The sequence below is a fragment of the Erysipelotrichaceae bacterium 66202529 genome, assembly GCA_017161075.1.
Classification (GTDB): Bacteria; Bacillota_I; Bacilli_A; order Erysipelotrichales; family Erysipelotrichaceae; genus Clostridium_AQ.
In genome coordinates this window covers 3,619,897-3,637,142 of the sequence record CP046174.1, presented here as the reverse complement: position 1 = coordinate 3,637,142, position 17,246 = coordinate 3,619,897, and the positions used below count along the sequence as shown (strand labels likewise).

Here is a 17,246-nt window from a genome sequence, read left to right as displayed (position 1 = left end):
CTCTTTAAAAAGAGAGGGGTGATATTTTGGCCTGGAATCCCATACAAATGAAAAATGAAAATTTATCCGTATTACGGGGTGTGTTTTTAAATCAGCGCTGTGCGACTAAGCCGCAGCTGGCCAAGCTGAGCGGTTTAAGTGTCGTAAGTGTCAACTCCCTGTTGAATGAGCTGCTGGAAAACGGTGAAGTACAGCAGGATCAAATGATGCCCTCAGGCGGAGGCCGGCCGGCATGGCAATACCGCTATAATGAACGATATAAAATGGCACTGACTGCGTATATGTATGTTCACAATGGCAAGGAACAGCTGTATCTGGAGGTACATGATCTCTTTCAGGAGCTTCTGTCATCCGTTAGGTATGCCATAGAGGAGCTCGATGCGGATAAGCTGGAACAGATTATTTCACAACTGATGAAGCAGTATCCCACAATATCGGTTATGGTATTCGGTATACCGGGAACCGAACACAAGGGGAAGCTGAAGGTTATGGATTATGCAGTCTTTCAGTCGCAAAAGCTGTTTAATAGACTTCGCAGCACCTATCAAATACCGGTGCTTATCGAAAATGATATCAATGCGGCCTTATTCGGATACTGCCAGCGTCAGAATATCCGCCAGGAATGTACAGCCGGACTATATTTTCCAAGAAAATACTCCCCTGGATCAGCGGTCTATATCCGGGGAGATATCTATCGCGGTGCCAATCATATGGTCGGTGAGCTGGACCAGCTGCCGCTTGGTGTTAATTGGACGAAAGAAAATCTCAGCGATGAGGAGCAGCTGCATAATATGGATCTGCTGATACAAAGCATTGCCTGTATGTATGATCCTCATGCACTTCTGATTTATTGTGATACGATGACAGAAGCATTGCTGAAGCAGCTGATTAGCATCATAAAAACAGAATGGAAGGTGCTTACACCGCCGGATATCATTCTGAGGAATGATATACACGAGGATTTCTCTCTCGGTGTTCAGGCGATTGCCGCCAGAGAGCTATTTGATCAGATTATACGAAAAGAAAGAGGTGCATCCCTATGATAAAACTGGATCTTCACATGCATTCACGCTATAGCGACGATGGACAATATGAACCAACGGAATTACTTCAAATGTGCAAAAAAGCCGGTCTGGATATGATGGCAGTGGCAGATCATAACAGTGTAAGAGGCAGCCGTATAGCCCTTCATCACCAGGCAGAATATGGTATTACCTGCATTCCTGCCATTGAAATCGACGCTGTTTCACAAAATATTGGATATCATATTCTCGGATATGGTATTGATGTGCATCACCCGGTGTTTGACGAAATTGAGGAGCATGTGGCATCACAGGAGCGGGAAGCAAGCAGGAAGCGCAAACAGCTGGTACGAAAGCTGGGAATTGATTTTGATGATAAGCGGATACAGGAGCTGAGTCCGGGAGGAATTACAACCGGAGAAGCAATCGCTGAGGCTGCGATGGAATATGATACAGATAAAAAAAATCCACTTCTGCAGCCGTATTATCCGGGTGGGGAGCGCAGTGATAATCCCTTTGTCAATTTCTACTGGGATATCTGTTCGCCAGGAAAACCGGCATATGTGGAAATTATATATCCGGATGTAGCTGCTATTGTGGAAATGCTGCATCAGCAGCATGCGATTGCCATCGTTGCTCATCCCGGTATGAATGCTAAGGAGCAGCCTGATCGCATTCATGATCTTTTGGAAGCAGGAGTTGATGGATTTGAAGTATATAGCTCCTATCATACGCCACAGCAGACACAGTTTTATTATGATCTGGCGAAACGCCATCAGCTGTTGATGTCCTGCGGCAGTGATTTTCATGGGAAAACAAAGCCCTCAGTACAGATTGGGATGTGCAGTATGCCGGAGGATGAAAATGCTCAGCTGGTGGAACGACTGAAAGCCCTAATAAAATAAAGCGGAGCAGGGAAGGATGATTTTAGCCATACAACCCTGCTTTTTTTGTATGCAAATCGCTGTATTCTCATATTGTTATGCCAGAGCGCTCCAATCCTCCCTGTGTGAAATGCCAGCTTTTTATATGCCGGTTTCTGCATATAAGTGTGACATAAGCCTCCCCCTGTAGGGTTTCCGATATTCTTTCCTTCATATTTCCATCCTTCGGCGCCGCAAGTATCTGTCCCTGATCTCCAAAAAAGCGTATCCGCAATTTCAGGGGATATTGTCTTAGGATCAATTCGTGATGCTTTTTATCCCAAGTTACACGACAGCCTAAATAAGTCGCAAAGCGAAGCTGACAGCTGCCGGACATCAGGACACAGATACAGCCCTGAAATGTTGTTTTAAGAAAAGGAATCTGTGCCAATGAAAAAAAGAAGCAGGAGGAAGTATCTGCACTGCAATTGGATTGAAACCATGCATACGCGCTGGGAAAGGAGGTGCCGCGGTCTTTCTCCATATATCCAATACCGCGAATATCAAAGCGTGTCTGCTTCAGTAAAAGAGTCCCTTCAACGCTATGATGCAGAGAAATGATGGAGTGCGTGCATTCCATGGGGACATATGAAAAAGGGCCCATAATGGTAGGGGCATAGCGGGAAGCTGTCAGCGGGGTCAGTGCGCTATGCCTGAGGTCAGCCTGCAGGTATGGAAGCCGCAGTGTAACCGTGTTTAAGGTAAGCCTGTTTTCCTGTAAGCAAAGCTCAAAGGGATGCTGCCTAATGCATACCGCCTTCCATGGAAATTCAACATAGCGGCTTGTTTGTGTATGAGTGTCAAGAAATTGGATAAAAGCACTTTTCTTTTGACTGCTTATTTGCAGACCGAAAATGATGGCAAAGCTGATTTCCCTTGTACAAACACGAACATACCAGCCTTCAAACCAGGGCTTGTTTTCTTTTGGAACGTGCAGTGCGAATTCCTGATTGCTATCGGTTCTCATAGGATTCCTCCTGTTGCATTTATGAGGTAGTATATGCTATGGTTATAGGATTATGCCAGGATGAGAAAATCACTTACTTTAACAGATTTCAACAGAATGTGAATATGTATATAGCATTTATCCATAGAAAAGGAAATACACTGCAGGAAACCTGGAAAATAATACACAGGATTATACACACTTAGATGCTGCATGTTGTATGATATGTTCTATGCGATTAGTAGATGATACCTGCATAGAAAACATGTGAAAATATACATAAAATTGGTATTGACAACGCTTTCAGCAAGGTGCTATACTTTAGATGCGGATAAAATAATGACTGGATTGTAATTCTTAATTCGATTTTAGGAAGCAAGACCTATCTGTAAATCCAATTTTTGGTATGATAACGTCTTGCTTTTTTGTATTCTGATAGAAGTATGAAGCAGGGATTTATCACTCTTACAAGCAGGAATGCTTTTTGAAAGGAAGGCTGATAAACGGGATGGAATGACAAAATAACAGGGTGATATGCAGATTTTTAAAAGCTTTGATAAGGAGGAAGCAGTATGGAAATTTTATTTAGCCCGGTAAACGGGAAAGCAACGAAGCTGGAAAATGTTAAGGATGAAATGTTCGCAGAAAAAATGCTGGGAGATGGTATTGCCGTCATACCTGAAGAAAATGAGCTGCGAAGTCCGGTGGATGGTACGATAACGATGATTTACGAAACACAGCACGCCATTGGTATTACCACAAAGAAAGGTTCTGATATCCTTATCCACATCGGCATTGATACCGTGGGCTTAAAGGGGAAGCCGTTTCAGACAAAAGCCAGAGTTGGAGATCAGGTAAAGCAGGGGGAGCTGCTGACAGTGGTTGACTGGGATATGATTCGCAGTCAACATCTGGATGTGATCGTACCGATTATCGTCACTAATAAAAAGGTTGAACAGATGGAAGTATATGGGGACATCAAAGTGGGGGAGCCTCTGTTTGAGATTGTGTAAGCAGGTACACCTATGCTAATTAAGAAAATTTATAACAATAACATCGCCATGGTTATCAATGAAAAGGGTGACGAGGTTATTCTGGTTGGAAAAGGTATCGTATTCGGTATGAAAAAGGGGGATGAAATTCAGGCTGAGAACGCAGAAAAGAAATTTGAGCTGAAAGGGGAAGCTAAGCATAAGTTTGAAAAAATGATACAGGACACACCATTGGACTATATCCTGGTATCAGAGGAAATCATCGCTTATTTTAAAGAGCACAGTACAAAAATTTTGGATGACGGTATTTATGTGACGCTTACAGATCATATAGCGAATACCATTGAGCGCATCCGTATGGGAATTGATTTTGATATGGCAATGCTGCTAAATGTAAAATCCCTTTACAGGGAAGAGTATAAGCTTGCACTGCACGCTATTGAACTGCTGCGCAACGCATTCCATCTGCATATCGATGATAATGAAGCGAATTTTATCACATTACACATTGTGAATGCGGAGTTTAAATCCAATATGATGCAGATTTATACGATAACATCCATTTTGGAAAGTATTAACAATATCGTATTGAAATGCTTCAAAATAGAAGTACAGGACAATTATGACTTTGACCGGTTTCTTACACATTGCCGTTTCTTTGTACAAAGGATCGTAAATGCGGAAGCCGACGCACAGCAATCTGCAGCTAACCAGGAAATCTTTCAAATTATGAAGGAACACAGTGTACGGCAGTACGCATGTGTGAATGAAATAGCGCAAATGCTGGAAAAGAAATATAACTACATTGTAAATGATGAGGAGAAATTATACCTTCTGATTCATTTGAATAAATTAACAAAGGACAGTGTTTAGAACAAGCTGGAATCCTGAATAAAACATCGTAAATGAAAGTTGCAAAGTTATTTATATGAAACAGGAATGATTGTTATCTGCTTTATCTGTTTTCACTGATTTAAAAGGATAAGTATGGTATCGTCGAAGTGCGAAGGTATCGCTGTAAAACAGTTTCATGAGGAACAACAAGACTTGGGGCTTATCATAGCTTTTGCATCTGGTGTTTGATTTCAGGTTCTGATAAAGAATCAGTGAGAAAGGGATATAGATCACCACTGAGATATCTCAGGTAACGCATCTATACTAGGTAGAAAGCAACAGCATTGGATGGTAACGGGAAATCCGGCCAAACCTCTTAGAAAATTTATTTTCATTAAAGGAGGAAATTTTAAATGGCAAAATATACAGAAATGGCCAAAGGTGTTTTAAAGGATATAGGTGGTTTAGAAAATATTAAATTCGTCGAACATTGTGCAACAAGGTTGAGAATTCATTACAAGAATAAGAATATAATCGATATCGAGGCTCTGAAAAAAGAAGACCGCGTTGTAGGCCTGGTGGAAAAAGCCGGACAGATACAAATTATTATCGGGCCTGAGGTAAATGACGCATACAACGATTTTCTGGATGTTTCCGGATTCAAGGTAATGGATGAAAACGAAGCATTTACGGATGATACCGCTGAGGATAATCAGGAAAAGAATTTCATGTACTATCTAAATGTATTTGGAAATAAATGTGCTGCGATTTTTATGCCAATCATTCCGGCTATGATTACCGGAGGCTTGATTCTGGCTATTAAAAACCTGATGGTAAACTATTTTGGAATGAGTGCAGATGGTGGAACAGCACAGCTGTTATTGAATATCTTTACGGCAGGTTTTTCATTCTTCCCGATTTGGATTGGTTACTCCTTTGCGAAATCATTGCGCATGGAGCCTATCATGGGTGGTTTTCTGGGAGCTGTTTTATTTGTCTGCAGTGATGCAAAGGGACTGGATTTCCTGGGGTTAAGTGTACCTACGGTATCGTATGCAGGCAGTGTATTCCCAATCATCCTGGGTGTTGCTGTTATGTATTTTGTGGATAAGCTGCTGAAGAAAGCCATACCGGAGATGTTTGTTTATTTCTTAAAGCCGATTCTGACGATGATTATCGTCGTACCGATTACATTGATTATTTTGGGACCGATCGGTACAGAATTAAGTAATGCTGTGGGTGCTGCAATTCAGGCTGTAATGAAGGTAGCCGGATGGATTGCGATGCCTATTCTATCTGCTTTGTATCCTTACATGGTTATGCTGGGGCTGGATAAAGCCTTTACACCGATTATGGCGCAGTCAATAGCGGAAATCGGATATGATCCATTTAATATGGTAATGGGTCTGGTATCAAATTTATGTATTGGCGGCAGTGCGCTTGCTGTGGCATTTCATTTAAAGGATAAAGCGCAAAAGGGTATGATTTCCTCTTTCGGAATTACTGCTCTTTGCGGTGTTACGGAGCCTGCCTTTTACGGTTCCTTAATCATGCGTCCTAAATGTCTGATTGGAACGGCTGTTGGTGCGGTTTGTTCTGGACTTATCGCAGGTATATTCGGATTGCAGAATTATGTTGTCGGGGGGTGTCCGGGATTATTATCCTTCTTCTATTTTCTGCCTGCGGATGGTTCCACCGGAAATATTATTTTATACTTCATTGTGGCTGCTGTTGCAATCATCGTATCCTTTATCGCTACAAGCTATATTCTTAAAAAAACAGATACAGTAAAGGGATAATGAACGAAAGGACTTTAACGAATATGTATTTGTTGAAGTCTTTCTTATAGGAAAATGTAATACTTGAAAACAAGAATGAAAAAGGAGGAGCCTATGAAGGTAATCGTTGGTGAGTTTATTACAGAGTCAAATGCAAATATTCCTGATCTATGCACAATAAAGCAGTATGATATCGGATTTGGTGAGGATTGCATCAACAAAATGGGGGTGCGAAGGACATTTGATAAGAATGGAATTCAGCTCATTGCGTCTATTTATGCAAATGCTGGTGCCGGTGGTGTTGTTGAAAAAGCAGCATTTGATTATATCGAGGCCGCATTTATACAGACGGTAAAGGACCATTTGCAGGAGGCTGATGGAATCTTTCTGATGCTGCATGGCGCAAGCGAGGTAGAAGGTATCGGATCCGGGGATCATCACATTTTAAAGGAAATTCGTAAGATTACAGGCCCGTATTTACCGATTGCTGTTGTTTGTGATCCGCATGGAAACTTATGCAGGGAATATGCAGAAGCAACGACGATAATAAGAAGCTATCGTGAATCTCCCCATACAGATGCGGACGCAACCATGCAAAAGGTGGCGGAGATGCTGTGTGAGCTGTTGAAAAACAGACGCAATATTCATTCCATATACCGTAAGCTGCCTCTGATTCTGGGAGGAGAGCAAAGCGTTTCCAGTGATGAGCCGGTACGCTCCATCAATCGCTATATGGATGAAATGGAGCAGGATCAGCGTATTTTAAGCTGTTCCTGGCACGTGGGATATATTCGTCATGATTGTGATGTTGCAGGCTGCGGTATTATCGTTGTTCCAAACAGTGAACAGGATTTCCCATACGCACAGGAATGTGCCGATAGACTGGCAAGCTATGTATGGGATAAACGACATGAATTTCACTACACAGGGCAATCCGCAAATCCTGAGGAAGCCTTGCAAAGTGTATTGGAATTTGACGGAAAGCCGGTGTTCCTCACCGATTCCGGGGATAATGTAACCTCCGGAGCTACCGGATGGAATACGTATATTCTGCGTCAGGTACTGGAAGTCGATGCCTTGCAGAAAGCCTTCCTGTTTGCGACGATATGCGATCCGCAAGCGTATCAAAAATTAAGCGGGTTAACCATAGGCCAGATGTCACATATCACACTGGGTGTGAACCGGGATGAAATGAGTAAGGCTGTGGAGCTGGATGTTATTGTAAAATCCAGCGGTGTGCTGACAGGCTTCATGATGCATGACCACAATACGGTATTTGGACATTGTGTCAATGTGACGATTCAGGGAACTGCTATTGATATCATGGTAGCAGATACCGGATGGGCAATTTGTGAGCTTCATCAGTTTTCAAGTGCCGGTATTGACATGGATGCCTATGATGTAATCGTCGTGAAACAGGGCTATATTTTTCCGGATTTCAAAAAAATAGGCAAGCTCTGTATCATGTCTCTTACGCAGGGAGCTACCTTACAGGATACTGCCCGGTTACCGTTTAAGCGGATTATGCGTCCGATGTACCCGATTGATGAGATATAAAGCAAAAGGATTTTTATACGTGGATACCATCATAAATATCCATGGACTATCATTGGGTGATATGGAAGCATCTATTTAACTGTTTGACATCCTGCAGAGATTTGTTCTGCAGGGAAAAGGTTTATTTTAACAAATAAAAATCAGGGAGGAATCTTATGAAAATTTTAGCTGCAAAATTTGTTCTGGAAGCGAATGCAAATGTGCCGATGCTGTGTGATCTGGAAAATGTGGCTTTGTCCTATGGACAGGATGCTCTTACGCATATGCAGCTTGGAAATGTATTTGACGCAGACGATATTGAAGTTATTCCTGTTTTATGTGCGGATGCAGCCTGCAGCGGTGTTATGAAAAAGGCATGCTTCGATTACATTGAACAGCGTATTCTCACTGCTGTGAAAGAGCATCTGAGTGAGCTGGATGGGATTTACCTTCATTTGCATGGGGCAAGCTATGTGGAGGAAATCGGCTCCGGGGAGCATCATCTTGTCCGCTGTATCAGAGAGCTAATCGGCCCTTATCTGCCAATCGCTATCTCCTGTGATCCTCATGGCAATCTGACAAAGGAATATGTTGAGAGTACGGCAATCATTCGCAGCTTTCGGGAAGCACCGCATACCGATATACCGGAAACCGTACAGTTTGTCTGTAAAGCATTGGTGGATGAAATACGCAATCGCAGGCATATCCAGGCAATCTACCGTAAGCTGCCCCTTATTCTGGGTGGAGAACAAAGTGTTTCATCGGATGAGCCGGTTCACTCGATTAACCGTTTTATGAATAAATTGGAAGAGGATGAACGGATTTTAAGCTGTTCCTGGCATGTCGGATATTTGCGCCATGACGCACCGGAAGCCGGATGTGGAATTGTTGTTGTCCCAAGTGCAGAGGCATATCGGGAATATGGTGAGGAAGTGGCAGACATCCTGATGCGCTATGTATGGGAAAAACGTCATGAATTTCATTATACCGGGCGTACAGAAACACCCGAAAAGGCTTTGCAGGCAGCGCTGGAGTTTAATGGAAAGCCAGTGTTTATCACAGATTCCGGAGATAATGTAACATCCGGTGCTATGGGAGCCAATACCTTTATTTTGCGTCAGGTACTGGCTTGCAGGGAGTTGAAAAAGCGGATCCTGTTTGCGGCAATCAATGATCCCAAAGCATATCAGAAGTTAACAGCATATGAGGTAAATGACAGTCTTTGCATCCGGCTCGGCATGGAATGCGATGAATTAAGCAAAGCGGTTGAGCTTGCTATTACGATACGTGCGTTTGGCAGACAGGAAGGAACCTTTATGTACGGTGAAGAAGGGGACTATGGCGGTTTGGTGACAGTAGATGTCAGGGATATGCCGGTAACCATCGTGGTCACGGAGAATAATCATTCCTTTGTGGAAAAGCATCAGATAGATGCCTGCGGTGTGGATTGGGATGATTATGATATCATCGTCGTTAAGCAGGGCTATATTCATCCGGAGATGAAAGCAAAAGGAAAGCTGTGCATCATGTCATTAACCGATGGTGCAACACCACAGGATACAAGGCTCATACCGTTTAAACGCATTATGCGTCCGATGTATCCGCTGGATGAAATTTAGCAGAGCAGATGCACATATAGCATATAAGGCAGTACTTGCTTTACAGATGCTCTGTACTTCTGCGGACATTGATAAAAATAGTTATAGAAAGGAAGCAGCATATGATTACATTAAAAAAAATAGCAGCACCTGAAATTGAACAAAATCTAATTCCTGTAACGCTGTGTGATGAAACGATGCAGGAGAGGAAAACAAATCTTTTATCAAGAATGAAAGAGGATGGCTTTGATACGGTTGTCGTATATGCGGATTTGGAGCATGGCAGCAATTTTGAATATCTGTGTGGCTTTTTACCACGCTTTGAGGAAGCCTTGCTTATTCTTCATGCGGATGGAAAAGCATATATGGTGCTGGGAAATGAGAATCTGAACAAGGCCGCTAAGGCAAGAATTGAAGCAGCTCCGATACATATGCCGCATTTTTCCTTACCGAACCAGCCGATGAAAACAGAAAGGAAGGCGGCTGAAATTCTGGCACAGTGCGAGCTGCAAAGGGCTAAGAAAATCGGATTGGTTGGATGGAAGAATTTCACGAGTCATGTGGAAGACAATACAGCCCTTTACGACCTGCCGTATTTTATAGTAGAGGCGTTAAAGGAAGCTGCCGGTGATGCTCAATTTTTAAACGCGGCCTATCTGTTTATCGGTGAAAATGGTATACGGACAACCAATAATGCGAATGAAGCAGCTCATTATGAATTTGGAGCTGCCCTGGCGGGAAACTGTATCTTACAGACGATGGATAAACTGGAAGCAGGCAAAACAGAGATGGAAGTCGCAGAATCCCTGGCTGCCGCAGGACAGCGGCACAGCGTCGTAACGATTATGGCGACCGGTGAGCGTTTTGAACATGCGAATATGTATCCTGGAAATAAAATCATTCAGTGTGGCGATAAAATATCGATTACAACCGGCTTTAAGGGTGGTCTGCAGAGCCGGGGAGGATATGCGGTGGAAAGTGCCGAGCAGCTTTCAGCAGGAGAACAGAAGTATTTGGAGGCTGTCGCAATTCCATATTTCCATGCAGTGAAAACCTGGCTGGAAAGCATACAAATCGGTATGAGCGGCGAAGCATTATACAATGCAGTGGAGGCTGTACTGCCGCAGGCTGTTTATGGCTGGACGCTGAATCCTGGGCATCTCTGTGCTGATGAGGAATGGATGTCCTCACCGGTGTATCCGGCATCCAAAGAGGTGCTGAAAAGCGGAATGCTGCTTCAGATCGATATCATTCCAAGTGTAGCCGGATATGGCGGAGTCAGCTGTGAAAGCGGAATACTGCTGGCGGATGAAGACCTGCGCAGGGATATCATGCAAAACTACCCTGCCATGTGGAGCCGTATGGAAAAACGCAGAGCGTATATGCAGGATGTGTTAGGTATCCGTATTCATGAAGAGGTGCTGCCTACAAGCATGGCTACAGCGTATCTGCGTCCGTATTTATTGAATAAAGAATTGGCACTGACCTGTGCCTAAGACCATGGCAAAAGCCGTTAAGGGTTCTCGAAGGATAAACCGTAAGGCTAGGGGATATGATGAACCCTTATTGTGGAAAATAAACAGCAAGAAATAGAATGCGCATCGTATTGGATGCGGGAATGGAGAAACCTATGATTCAGAAGAATAAACAAAAATTTTTATGGGGCAGTGCAACAGCAGCCTATCAATGTGAAGGGGCATGGAATGAGGATGGAAAGGGAGAAGGAGAATGGGATGTCTTCTCTCATGGGAATCCCTTAAATATCAATGGTGCCACCGGAGATGTATCCTGTGATTTTTATCACCATTACAAGGAAGATATTGATATGCTCAAGGCAGGAGGACAGAATACCTACCGGTTCTCTATTTCCTGGGCAAGAATTCTGCCGCAGGGAACAGGGCAGGTCAATCAAAAGGGGATTGATTTCTATAACAGGGTGATTGATTATTGTCTGGCTCAGGAGATTGAGCCCAATGTTACGCTGTTTCATTATGATCTTCCAAAGGCCATATCGGATGAAGGCGGCTGGGAAAATCGTGCAATCATTGACGCATTTGCAGCCTATGCGAGGGTCTGCTTTGAAGCCTTTGGAGATCGTGTAAAGCTTTGGGTGACAATCAATGAACCGAAATATTATGCTTATTGCAGTAACATGGTTGGAAATTATCCTCCAAATCACCGTCATGATTTCAACCGCTATTTCACAACAGTCTATCATGAAGCAGTTGCGAGTGCAAAGGCTGTTGCCATCTACCATGACATGCAGCTGGATGGAAAAATCGGTATCGTTCACGATTCCAGCAACGTAGAGCTTGCACCGGATGCAAAAGAAAAGGAACGCATCAAGCTCATAGCGGCTCTCTTTTATAACCGTATCATTCTGGATACTGCAATGAAAGGGGAGCTGCCCGGCAGTCTTATCCCGTTGCTTAGAGAATATCAGATGGAAACCTCTTTTATAAAATTTGAAGATATGCTGACCTTCCAAAAGGGGATAATTGATTTTCTGGGTCTTAATGTATACAACCGCTTCTACATTACAGACTATACAGAAGGAGAAACAGAGGTATTCCATAACAATAAAGGTGCCGGCTCCAATGCAAAGGAAGGAATTCGTATCCGGGATTGGTATGAAACCACGATTGATCCGAATACCAAACGGAATTTGTGGGGACGTGAAATCTATCCGAAATGTATGTATAACACGCTGATGGAAATCAAGGAGCGCTATGGGGATATACCTGTATATATCACGGAAAACGGACACGGCTGCTATGAAACACCGGATGCAGATGGTTATGTAGCGGATGATGAGCGTATTGAAATGATGCAGGGATATATTGATTATATGTATGAGGCAATGAAGGATGGCTGTAATGTCTGCGGCTATTATGCTTGGTCTACAATGGATTTATACAGCTGGGTCAACGGCTATGAAAAGCGCTATGGACTTGTTCGAGTGGACTTTGACGATCATAATAAACGCTATCCGAAAAAGAGCTATTACTGGTTTAAAAAGCTGATTGAGGATTTCCAAAAGACAAAAGAATCGTAGTTAACTTTAAATTCAGCATACTGCTTTTCCTAATATAAATGATAAGCATTGAGAAGTATTTCTAAAATCATTCGTGAGCAAGAGCTATGTGTGGAAGTGATAGCATCTTGCTTTCTTTGTTTTTACATGAGGGAGAAAGTGCCGCATAGAAATGAGGTTAATATGTTACTTACACAATTGTTGAAATCGAATGAATATTTTTCAAGTATAGATAAAATAATAGCAAGCTTTATACTGGACAAAGGAGAGGATTTGGAAAATGAAACTGTTCGATCCATAGCAAATAAAACCTATGTATCACCAGCAACTGTAATACGATTCTTTCAAAGACTAGGATATAGTGGTTATCGTATGTTTAAGCAAGACTATTTATCGGAATTAAAATATTTTTCATCACACTTTCAAAATATTGATCCCAATATTCCTTTTCAGCAAAAGGATGATGAAAGAACGATAACCAATAAATTAGCAGCATTATTCAAAGAAACGATTGAAGATGTTTTATCTTTGATGGATTATGCAATACTTCATAAAGCGTTATATGCACTAAAAAGGGCTGAGATTATTTATATATATAGTGCAGGAGCACAAATCGGCATATGCGATATTTTTAAAGATAAAATGATAAAAATAGGAAAAAATGTTATTGTATCAAACGTTATAGATGAGTTGTATTATCATGCTAGCTTCACACAAAAGGAAAATACATTTATCCTCGTATCGTATTCAGGAGAAACAAGAAACGTTTTGGACATCGCAGCAAAATTAAGAAAACGAGGTGTTTCATTTATCGCTATTACTTCTTATGGTAATCACGGGCTTTCAAAATATTCTGATTGCTGCTTATATGCATCCACAAGAGAGAAAATAAATGCAAAAATCGGTGATTTTGGTTTCAATATATCTGTACTTTTTTTAATGGATCTTCTCTATTCTTATTACTTTTCTTCTGATTATTTTGTGAATTATCAAAATAGAAAAAATTATTTAACTGACTTTGAAAAAAATAGAGGAAGTGTGAAAAAAATAATTCGTAATCCTATATTGAAAGATGATGATTAAAAAGCGTTACAATGTTCCGCTTAAATAAAGCGATTTTAATTTATTTTAGTACATTGTTTTTATACTCCTGCTAACTATTGTTTTAGTCGAATGAGAAGGATATCATAGCATTATGAATAAGGAGGATGTAAAATGAAAGCATATCAGGATAACTTTCCAAGTGATTTTTTATGGGGAGGAGCAACTGCAGCAAATCAATTGGAGGGGGGCTTTAGACAAGGTGGAAAAGGTCTTTCAACAGCGGATATGACACCGTTTCGTGAGGAAGCTGTTGAAAAACATATACCTGTTATGGATGCAACCTATGAAGAAATTATGAATTTCAAAACGAATGGATTCCAGGGTAATTTTCCAAAACATCGTGGAAATGATTTCTATCATAGATGGAAAGAAGACATAGCGTTATTTTCGGAGTTAGGGTTTCGATGCTACCGCATGTCGATTGCATGGACAAGGATTTATCCAACGGGATTTGAAAAAGAACCAAATGAAGAAGGTCTTCAGTTTTATGATCAAGTATTTGACGAGTGCTTAAAGCATGATATTATGCCGATTGTAACATTATCGCATTATGAAATGCCAATAGAAATAACCTTGAAATTAAATGGCTGGGAAAGCCGAGAAACCATAGACCTTTACTTGAAATATTGTGAGGTAGTGTTCAAGCGATATAAAAATAAGGTTAAAAGATGGATTCCTTTTAACGAGATGAATCAAATGACTACAGTACCTTATGTTGGCGGTGGGGTGTTACTGGAAAAAGCTAAAACGAATAATATTCTTGAAGTGGAATATCAAGCAATTCATCATCAGTTGATTGCCAGTGCATTAGCTGTGAGTTTATGTAAGAAGATAATTCAGGATGCGTGCATAGGAAGCATGATTGCAGTCATAGATCCTTACCCTGAAACCTGCCATCCCGCAGATGTGTATGAAGCATTGCATGAAAGTCAATTGAATATGTTTTATCTAGATGTTACCGTAAGGGGATATTATCCGTCATATATGGCAAGATATTTTCATGAGAATAATATACATATAAAAATGAATACAGAGGATGAGGAAATATTAAGAACAGGAACTGTCGATTTTATTTCCTTTAGCTATTATATGAGTTATATCTCTTCACATATCAAACAAAAGAGTGAGCATAAAAATAGTGTTATTATGGTGGATAAACTCAATCCCTACCTGGAAGTGAGTGATTGGCGTTGGCCTATTGATCCTACAGGATTGAGAATCGTGTTGAATAAGCTTTATGACCGGTTTCAGCTACCGATTCTGATTGCTGAGAATGGACTTGGTGCTGATGATATCCTAAGTAAGGACGGAAAGATTCATGATCAATACAGGATTGATTATATGTGTAAGCATATCGTAGCTATAAAGGAAGCAATTAAAGATGGCGTTGATGTCATGGGATATACGATGTGGGGACCTATTGATATAATTTCACAGGGTACATGTGAAATGAAAAAACGATATGGTGTTATATATGTGGATGCAGATAATTATGGAAACGGCAGTTATAAAAGGATACGAAAGGATTCTTTCTATTGGTATGCTAATCTGATAAAATCAAATGGAAAAGAACTATATGCAAATATTCGATTGAAGGAAAAAGAGGGATGAAATACCAGTAGAGATGGTGTAGTAAAACATAATGCTATAAAAATATAAAACCGAAAGGAGCTTAAAACGCATATCCTTTCGGCTTTTCTTTGATTTATTTAGATGCTTCCTTTCACAACTCGTTCTTCCTTTTTCAGATTCAACTGAATAAGAAAATTCTGCTTTGTAATTGCTGAACGGAATTGTTCAAAAGGTGGGAAATGCATAAGAATATGGCGGGCTTTAACCGTTGGCAGCTAATTGTTTTGACTGCAATATTGCAAGCTGGAAAAAAACCAAAAGAAGTACATACATATTTCGTTTTGGTTTTTAACAGTGATTTCTTCAAGCAATCCTTATTCAGCAGTTATCTGATACAGCTTTGCATATTTATTCTTCAGATAGTTGATGTAATACTTCGGATCAAATGCCTCCCCGCATACATCCATCATCAGCTCATCCGCATCCTTATATGCACCGTACTGATGAATATTCTCCTTCAGCCAGCCGCTGATCTGTTCAAAGGCTTGGCTGCGCAATGCTTCCTCCACATCTATATCCTGTTCCATTTGGTGATAGAACTGTGCGGCAAATGCACTCCCCAGCGCATACGTAGGGAAATATCCCAGCAATGCACCACCCCAGTGCATATCCTGTAAAATCCCCTCCTTATCATGCTCAGGGCGGATTCCCAGATACGCCTCATATTTATCATTCCACATCGTATCCAGGTGATCATAATCCACCGTACCGTTGAAAATTTCCTTTTCCAGCTCATAGCGAATCAGAATGTGAATCGGATAGGTCAGCTCATCCGCCTCTGTACGAATAAAGGAAGGACGTGATACATTGATCATTTTCATGAAATCATCAAGTGATACCGCCTCCAGCTGTTTTGGAAAATGCTTCTGCAGCTTTGGATAATTCACTTCCCAGAAAGCGCGGTTTCTGCCAATATGGTTTTCCATAAAACGGGATTGGGATTCATGCATGGCAGTGCCGATTTCACTAAACAGAGATGTTCCCTCATACGCTTCCTTCACCTGCAGGCCGTATTGTGCATGTCCGTATTCATGAATCGTTGAAAAAATGGCAGACATGACATTATGCTCATGGTAATGTGTGGTAATACGCGCCTCATGTGCAGAGAAGAAATCCGTAAACGGATGCTCCGTTGTAGTCATATAGCATTCCTTGTCATTGACCTTCATATAATCGAGCAGCTCCTGCATGAAGGCTTCCTGCTCACTTACAGGAAAGGAGGCAAACAGTGGGGAATCATCAATCGGCGTTCCTTCCTTCAGCAGCTTTTTCAGGAAGGGAAGCAGCTCCTTGCGGATTGCATCGAAAAACCGGTCATAATATGCGATATCCGTATTGATCTGATAGCTGTCCAGCATATAATCATAATCGCTTTTCTTATCGTGAATATAGGACAGAACCTCTTTCTGCTTCTCAATGACCTTAATCAGATGCGGTTTGAATATCTGATAATCATCCTGCTCCTTCGCCTCATGCCAGGCAGCCTCACTATCGGCTATCGTCCTGCGGTAATCCACATAGACCTCTCTTGGCAGTACACGCAGATCATTCAGCTCTCGTAACAGCAGCTGCAGCTCCTTTTTACGTTCCGGTGTCAGATTTTCCTGCTTTGCCAGCTCTTCGATTTTGCGGATGCTTTCCATATCCGCCATTTGATCAAACGCCTCACCGGAAAGAATTGCCGTCATGTGGTTGCGATACGGAATTCCGTTTTTTGGCGCAATCGTAGCCTGATCAAAATACATGGTACTCAGTGCCATTTGATAGGCACTCTTTTTTTCTTTGTAGTCCTGAAAGAATTTTTCTAAATCCATTTTATCACCTCTGTCTGTATTGTACCACAGCTA

At 41.6% G+C, this 17,246-nt stretch carries 13 protein-coding genes; 11 read left to right on the top strand and 2 right to left on the bottom strand.

The genetic code is table 11. The features are described 5' to 3' along the window. The first annotated feature begins 26 nt into the window (after positions 1-26). Both GKZ87_17145 and GKZ87_17140 read left to right on the top strand, forming a co-directional pair. Entirely contained in the window at positions 27-1,043 is a 1,017-nt protein-coding gene (locus GKZ87_17145; GenBank protein QSI27087.1) for an ROK family protein, read from the top strand. Continuing rightward, positions 1,040-1,927 carry a PHP domain-containing protein gene (locus GKZ87_17140; GenBank protein QSI27086.1) on the top strand — a complete coding sequence of 296 codons (888 nt, stop codon included), beginning with the start codon at positions 1,040-1,042 and terminating at the stop codon, positions 1,925-1,927. Before GKZ87_17145 ends, GKZ87_17140 begins: the two co-directional genes overlap by 4 nt. A gap of 67 nt (positions 1,928-1,994) precedes the next feature. On the opposite strand, the gene GKZ87_17135 is transcribed toward GKZ87_17140, so the two are convergent. Next, positions 1,995-2,912, bottom strand: a complete 918-nt coding sequence (locus GKZ87_17135; GenBank protein ID QSI27085.1) for a hypothetical protein — start codon at positions 2,910-2,912, stop codon at positions 1,995-1,997. Positions 2,913-3,463: 551 nt separating this feature from the next. On the opposite strand from GKZ87_17135, the gene GKZ87_17130 reads away from it, so the two are divergent. The 9 genes from GKZ87_17130 (at position 3,464) to GKZ87_17090 (ending at position 15,378) form a co-directional block, all read left to right on the top strand. After that, on the top strand, positions 3,464-3,904 hold the full coding sequence (locus GKZ87_17130) for a PTS glucose transporter subunit IIA (GenBank protein ID QSI27084.1): 441 nt from the start codon (positions 3,464-3,466) through the stop codon (positions 3,902-3,904). A gap of 12 nt (positions 3,905-3,916) precedes the next feature. Beyond that, positions 3,917-4,756, top strand: a complete 840-nt coding sequence (locus GKZ87_17125; protein QSI27083.1) for a PRD domain-containing protein — start codon at positions 3,917-3,919, stop codon at positions 4,754-4,756. 374 nt (positions 4,757-5,130) lie between these two features. Next, positions 5,131-6,516 (top strand): protein-N(pi)-phosphohistidine--sugar phosphotransferase, encoded by a 1,386-nt coding sequence (locus tag GKZ87_17120; protein ID QSI27082.1) that lies wholly within the window; start codon positions 5,131-5,133, stop codon positions 6,514-6,516. Between the two features lie 93 nt (positions 6,517-6,609). After that, entirely contained in the window at positions 6,610-8,052 is a 1,443-nt protein-coding gene (locus GKZ87_17115; protein QSI27081.1) for a microcystin degradation protein MlrC, read from the top strand. 155 nt (positions 8,053-8,207) lie between these two features. Continuing rightward, on the top strand, positions 8,208-9,650 hold the full coding sequence (locus GKZ87_17110) for a microcystin degradation protein MlrC (GenBank protein QSI27080.1): 1,443 nt from the start codon (positions 8,208-8,210) through the stop codon (positions 9,648-9,650). A gap of 101 nt (positions 9,651-9,751) precedes the next feature. Further along, positions 9,752-11,125 (top strand): M24 family metallopeptidase, encoded by a 1,374-nt coding sequence (locus GKZ87_17105; protein QSI27079.1) that lies wholly within the window; start codon positions 9,752-9,754, stop codon positions 11,123-11,125. A 134-nt stretch (positions 11,126-11,259) separates the two neighbouring features. Next, positions 11,260-12,684 (top strand): family 1 glycosylhydrolase, encoded by a 1,425-nt coding sequence (locus GKZ87_17100; GenBank protein QSI27078.1) that lies wholly within the window; start codon positions 11,260-11,262, stop codon positions 12,682-12,684. Between the two features lie 162 nt (positions 12,685-12,846). Further along, the gene (locus GKZ87_17095; GenBank protein ID QSI28005.1) at positions 12,847-13,746 is read left to right on the top strand and encodes an SIS domain-containing protein; all 900 of its coding nucleotides are present in this window, start codon (positions 12,847-12,849) and stop codon (positions 13,744-13,746) included. Positions 13,747-13,878: 132 nt separating this feature from the next. Further along, positions 13,879-15,378 carry a family 1 glycosylhydrolase gene (locus GKZ87_17090; GenBank protein ID QSI27077.1) on the top strand — a complete coding sequence of 500 codons (1,500 nt, stop codon included), beginning with the start codon at positions 13,879-13,881 and terminating at the stop codon, positions 15,376-15,378. A gap of 335 nt (positions 15,379-15,713) precedes the next feature. Here the strand turns inward: GKZ87_17090 and GKZ87_17085 are convergent, their stop codons facing one another. After that, positions 15,714-17,213 (bottom strand): carboxypeptidase M32, encoded by a 1,500-nt coding sequence (locus GKZ87_17085; protein ID QSI27076.1) that lies wholly within the window; start codon positions 17,211-17,213, stop codon positions 15,714-15,716. Between the last annotated feature and the right edge of the window lie 33 nt (positions 17,214-17,246).

Coding starts and splice junctions, on each gene's coding strand:
- GKZ87_17095 (QSI28005.1), top strand. CDS start 12,847: ATGTTACTTACACAATTGTTGAAATCGAATGAATATTTTTCAAGTATA.
- GKZ87_17135 (QSI27085.1), bottom strand. CDS start 2,912: ATGAGAACCGATAGCAATCAGGAATTCGCACTGCACGTTCCAAAAGAA.
- GKZ87_17105 (QSI27079.1), top strand. CDS start 9,752: ATGATTACATTAAAAAAAATAGCAGCACCTGAAATTGAACAAAATCTA.
- GKZ87_17110 (QSI27080.1), top strand. CDS start 8,208: ATGAAAATTTTAGCTGCAAAATTTGTTCTGGAAGCGAATGCAAATGTG.
- GKZ87_17085 (QSI27076.1), bottom strand. CDS start 17,213: ATGGATTTAGAAAAATTCTTTCAGGACTACAAAGAAAAAAAGAGTGCC.
- GKZ87_17140 (QSI27086.1), top strand. CDS start 1,040: ATGATAAAACTGGATCTTCACATGCATTCACGCTATAGCGACGATGGA.
- GKZ87_17100 (QSI27078.1), top strand. CDS start 11,260: ATGATTCAGAAGAATAAACAAAAATTTTTATGGGGCAGTGCAACAGCA.
- GKZ87_17120 (QSI27082.1), top strand. CDS start 5,131: ATGGCAAAATATACAGAAATGGCCAAAGGTGTTTTAAAGGATATAGGT.
- GKZ87_17130 (QSI27084.1), top strand. CDS start 3,464: ATGGAAATTTTATTTAGCCCGGTAAACGGGAAAGCAACGAAGCTGGAA.
- GKZ87_17115 (QSI27081.1), top strand. CDS start 6,610: ATGAAGGTAATCGTTGGTGAGTTTATTACAGAGTCAAATGCAAATATT.
- GKZ87_17090 (QSI27077.1), top strand. CDS start 13,879: ATGAAAGCATATCAGGATAACTTTCCAAGTGATTTTTTATGGGGAGGA.
- GKZ87_17125 (QSI27083.1), top strand. CDS start 3,917: ATGCTAATTAAGAAAATTTATAACAATAACATCGCCATGGTTATCAAT.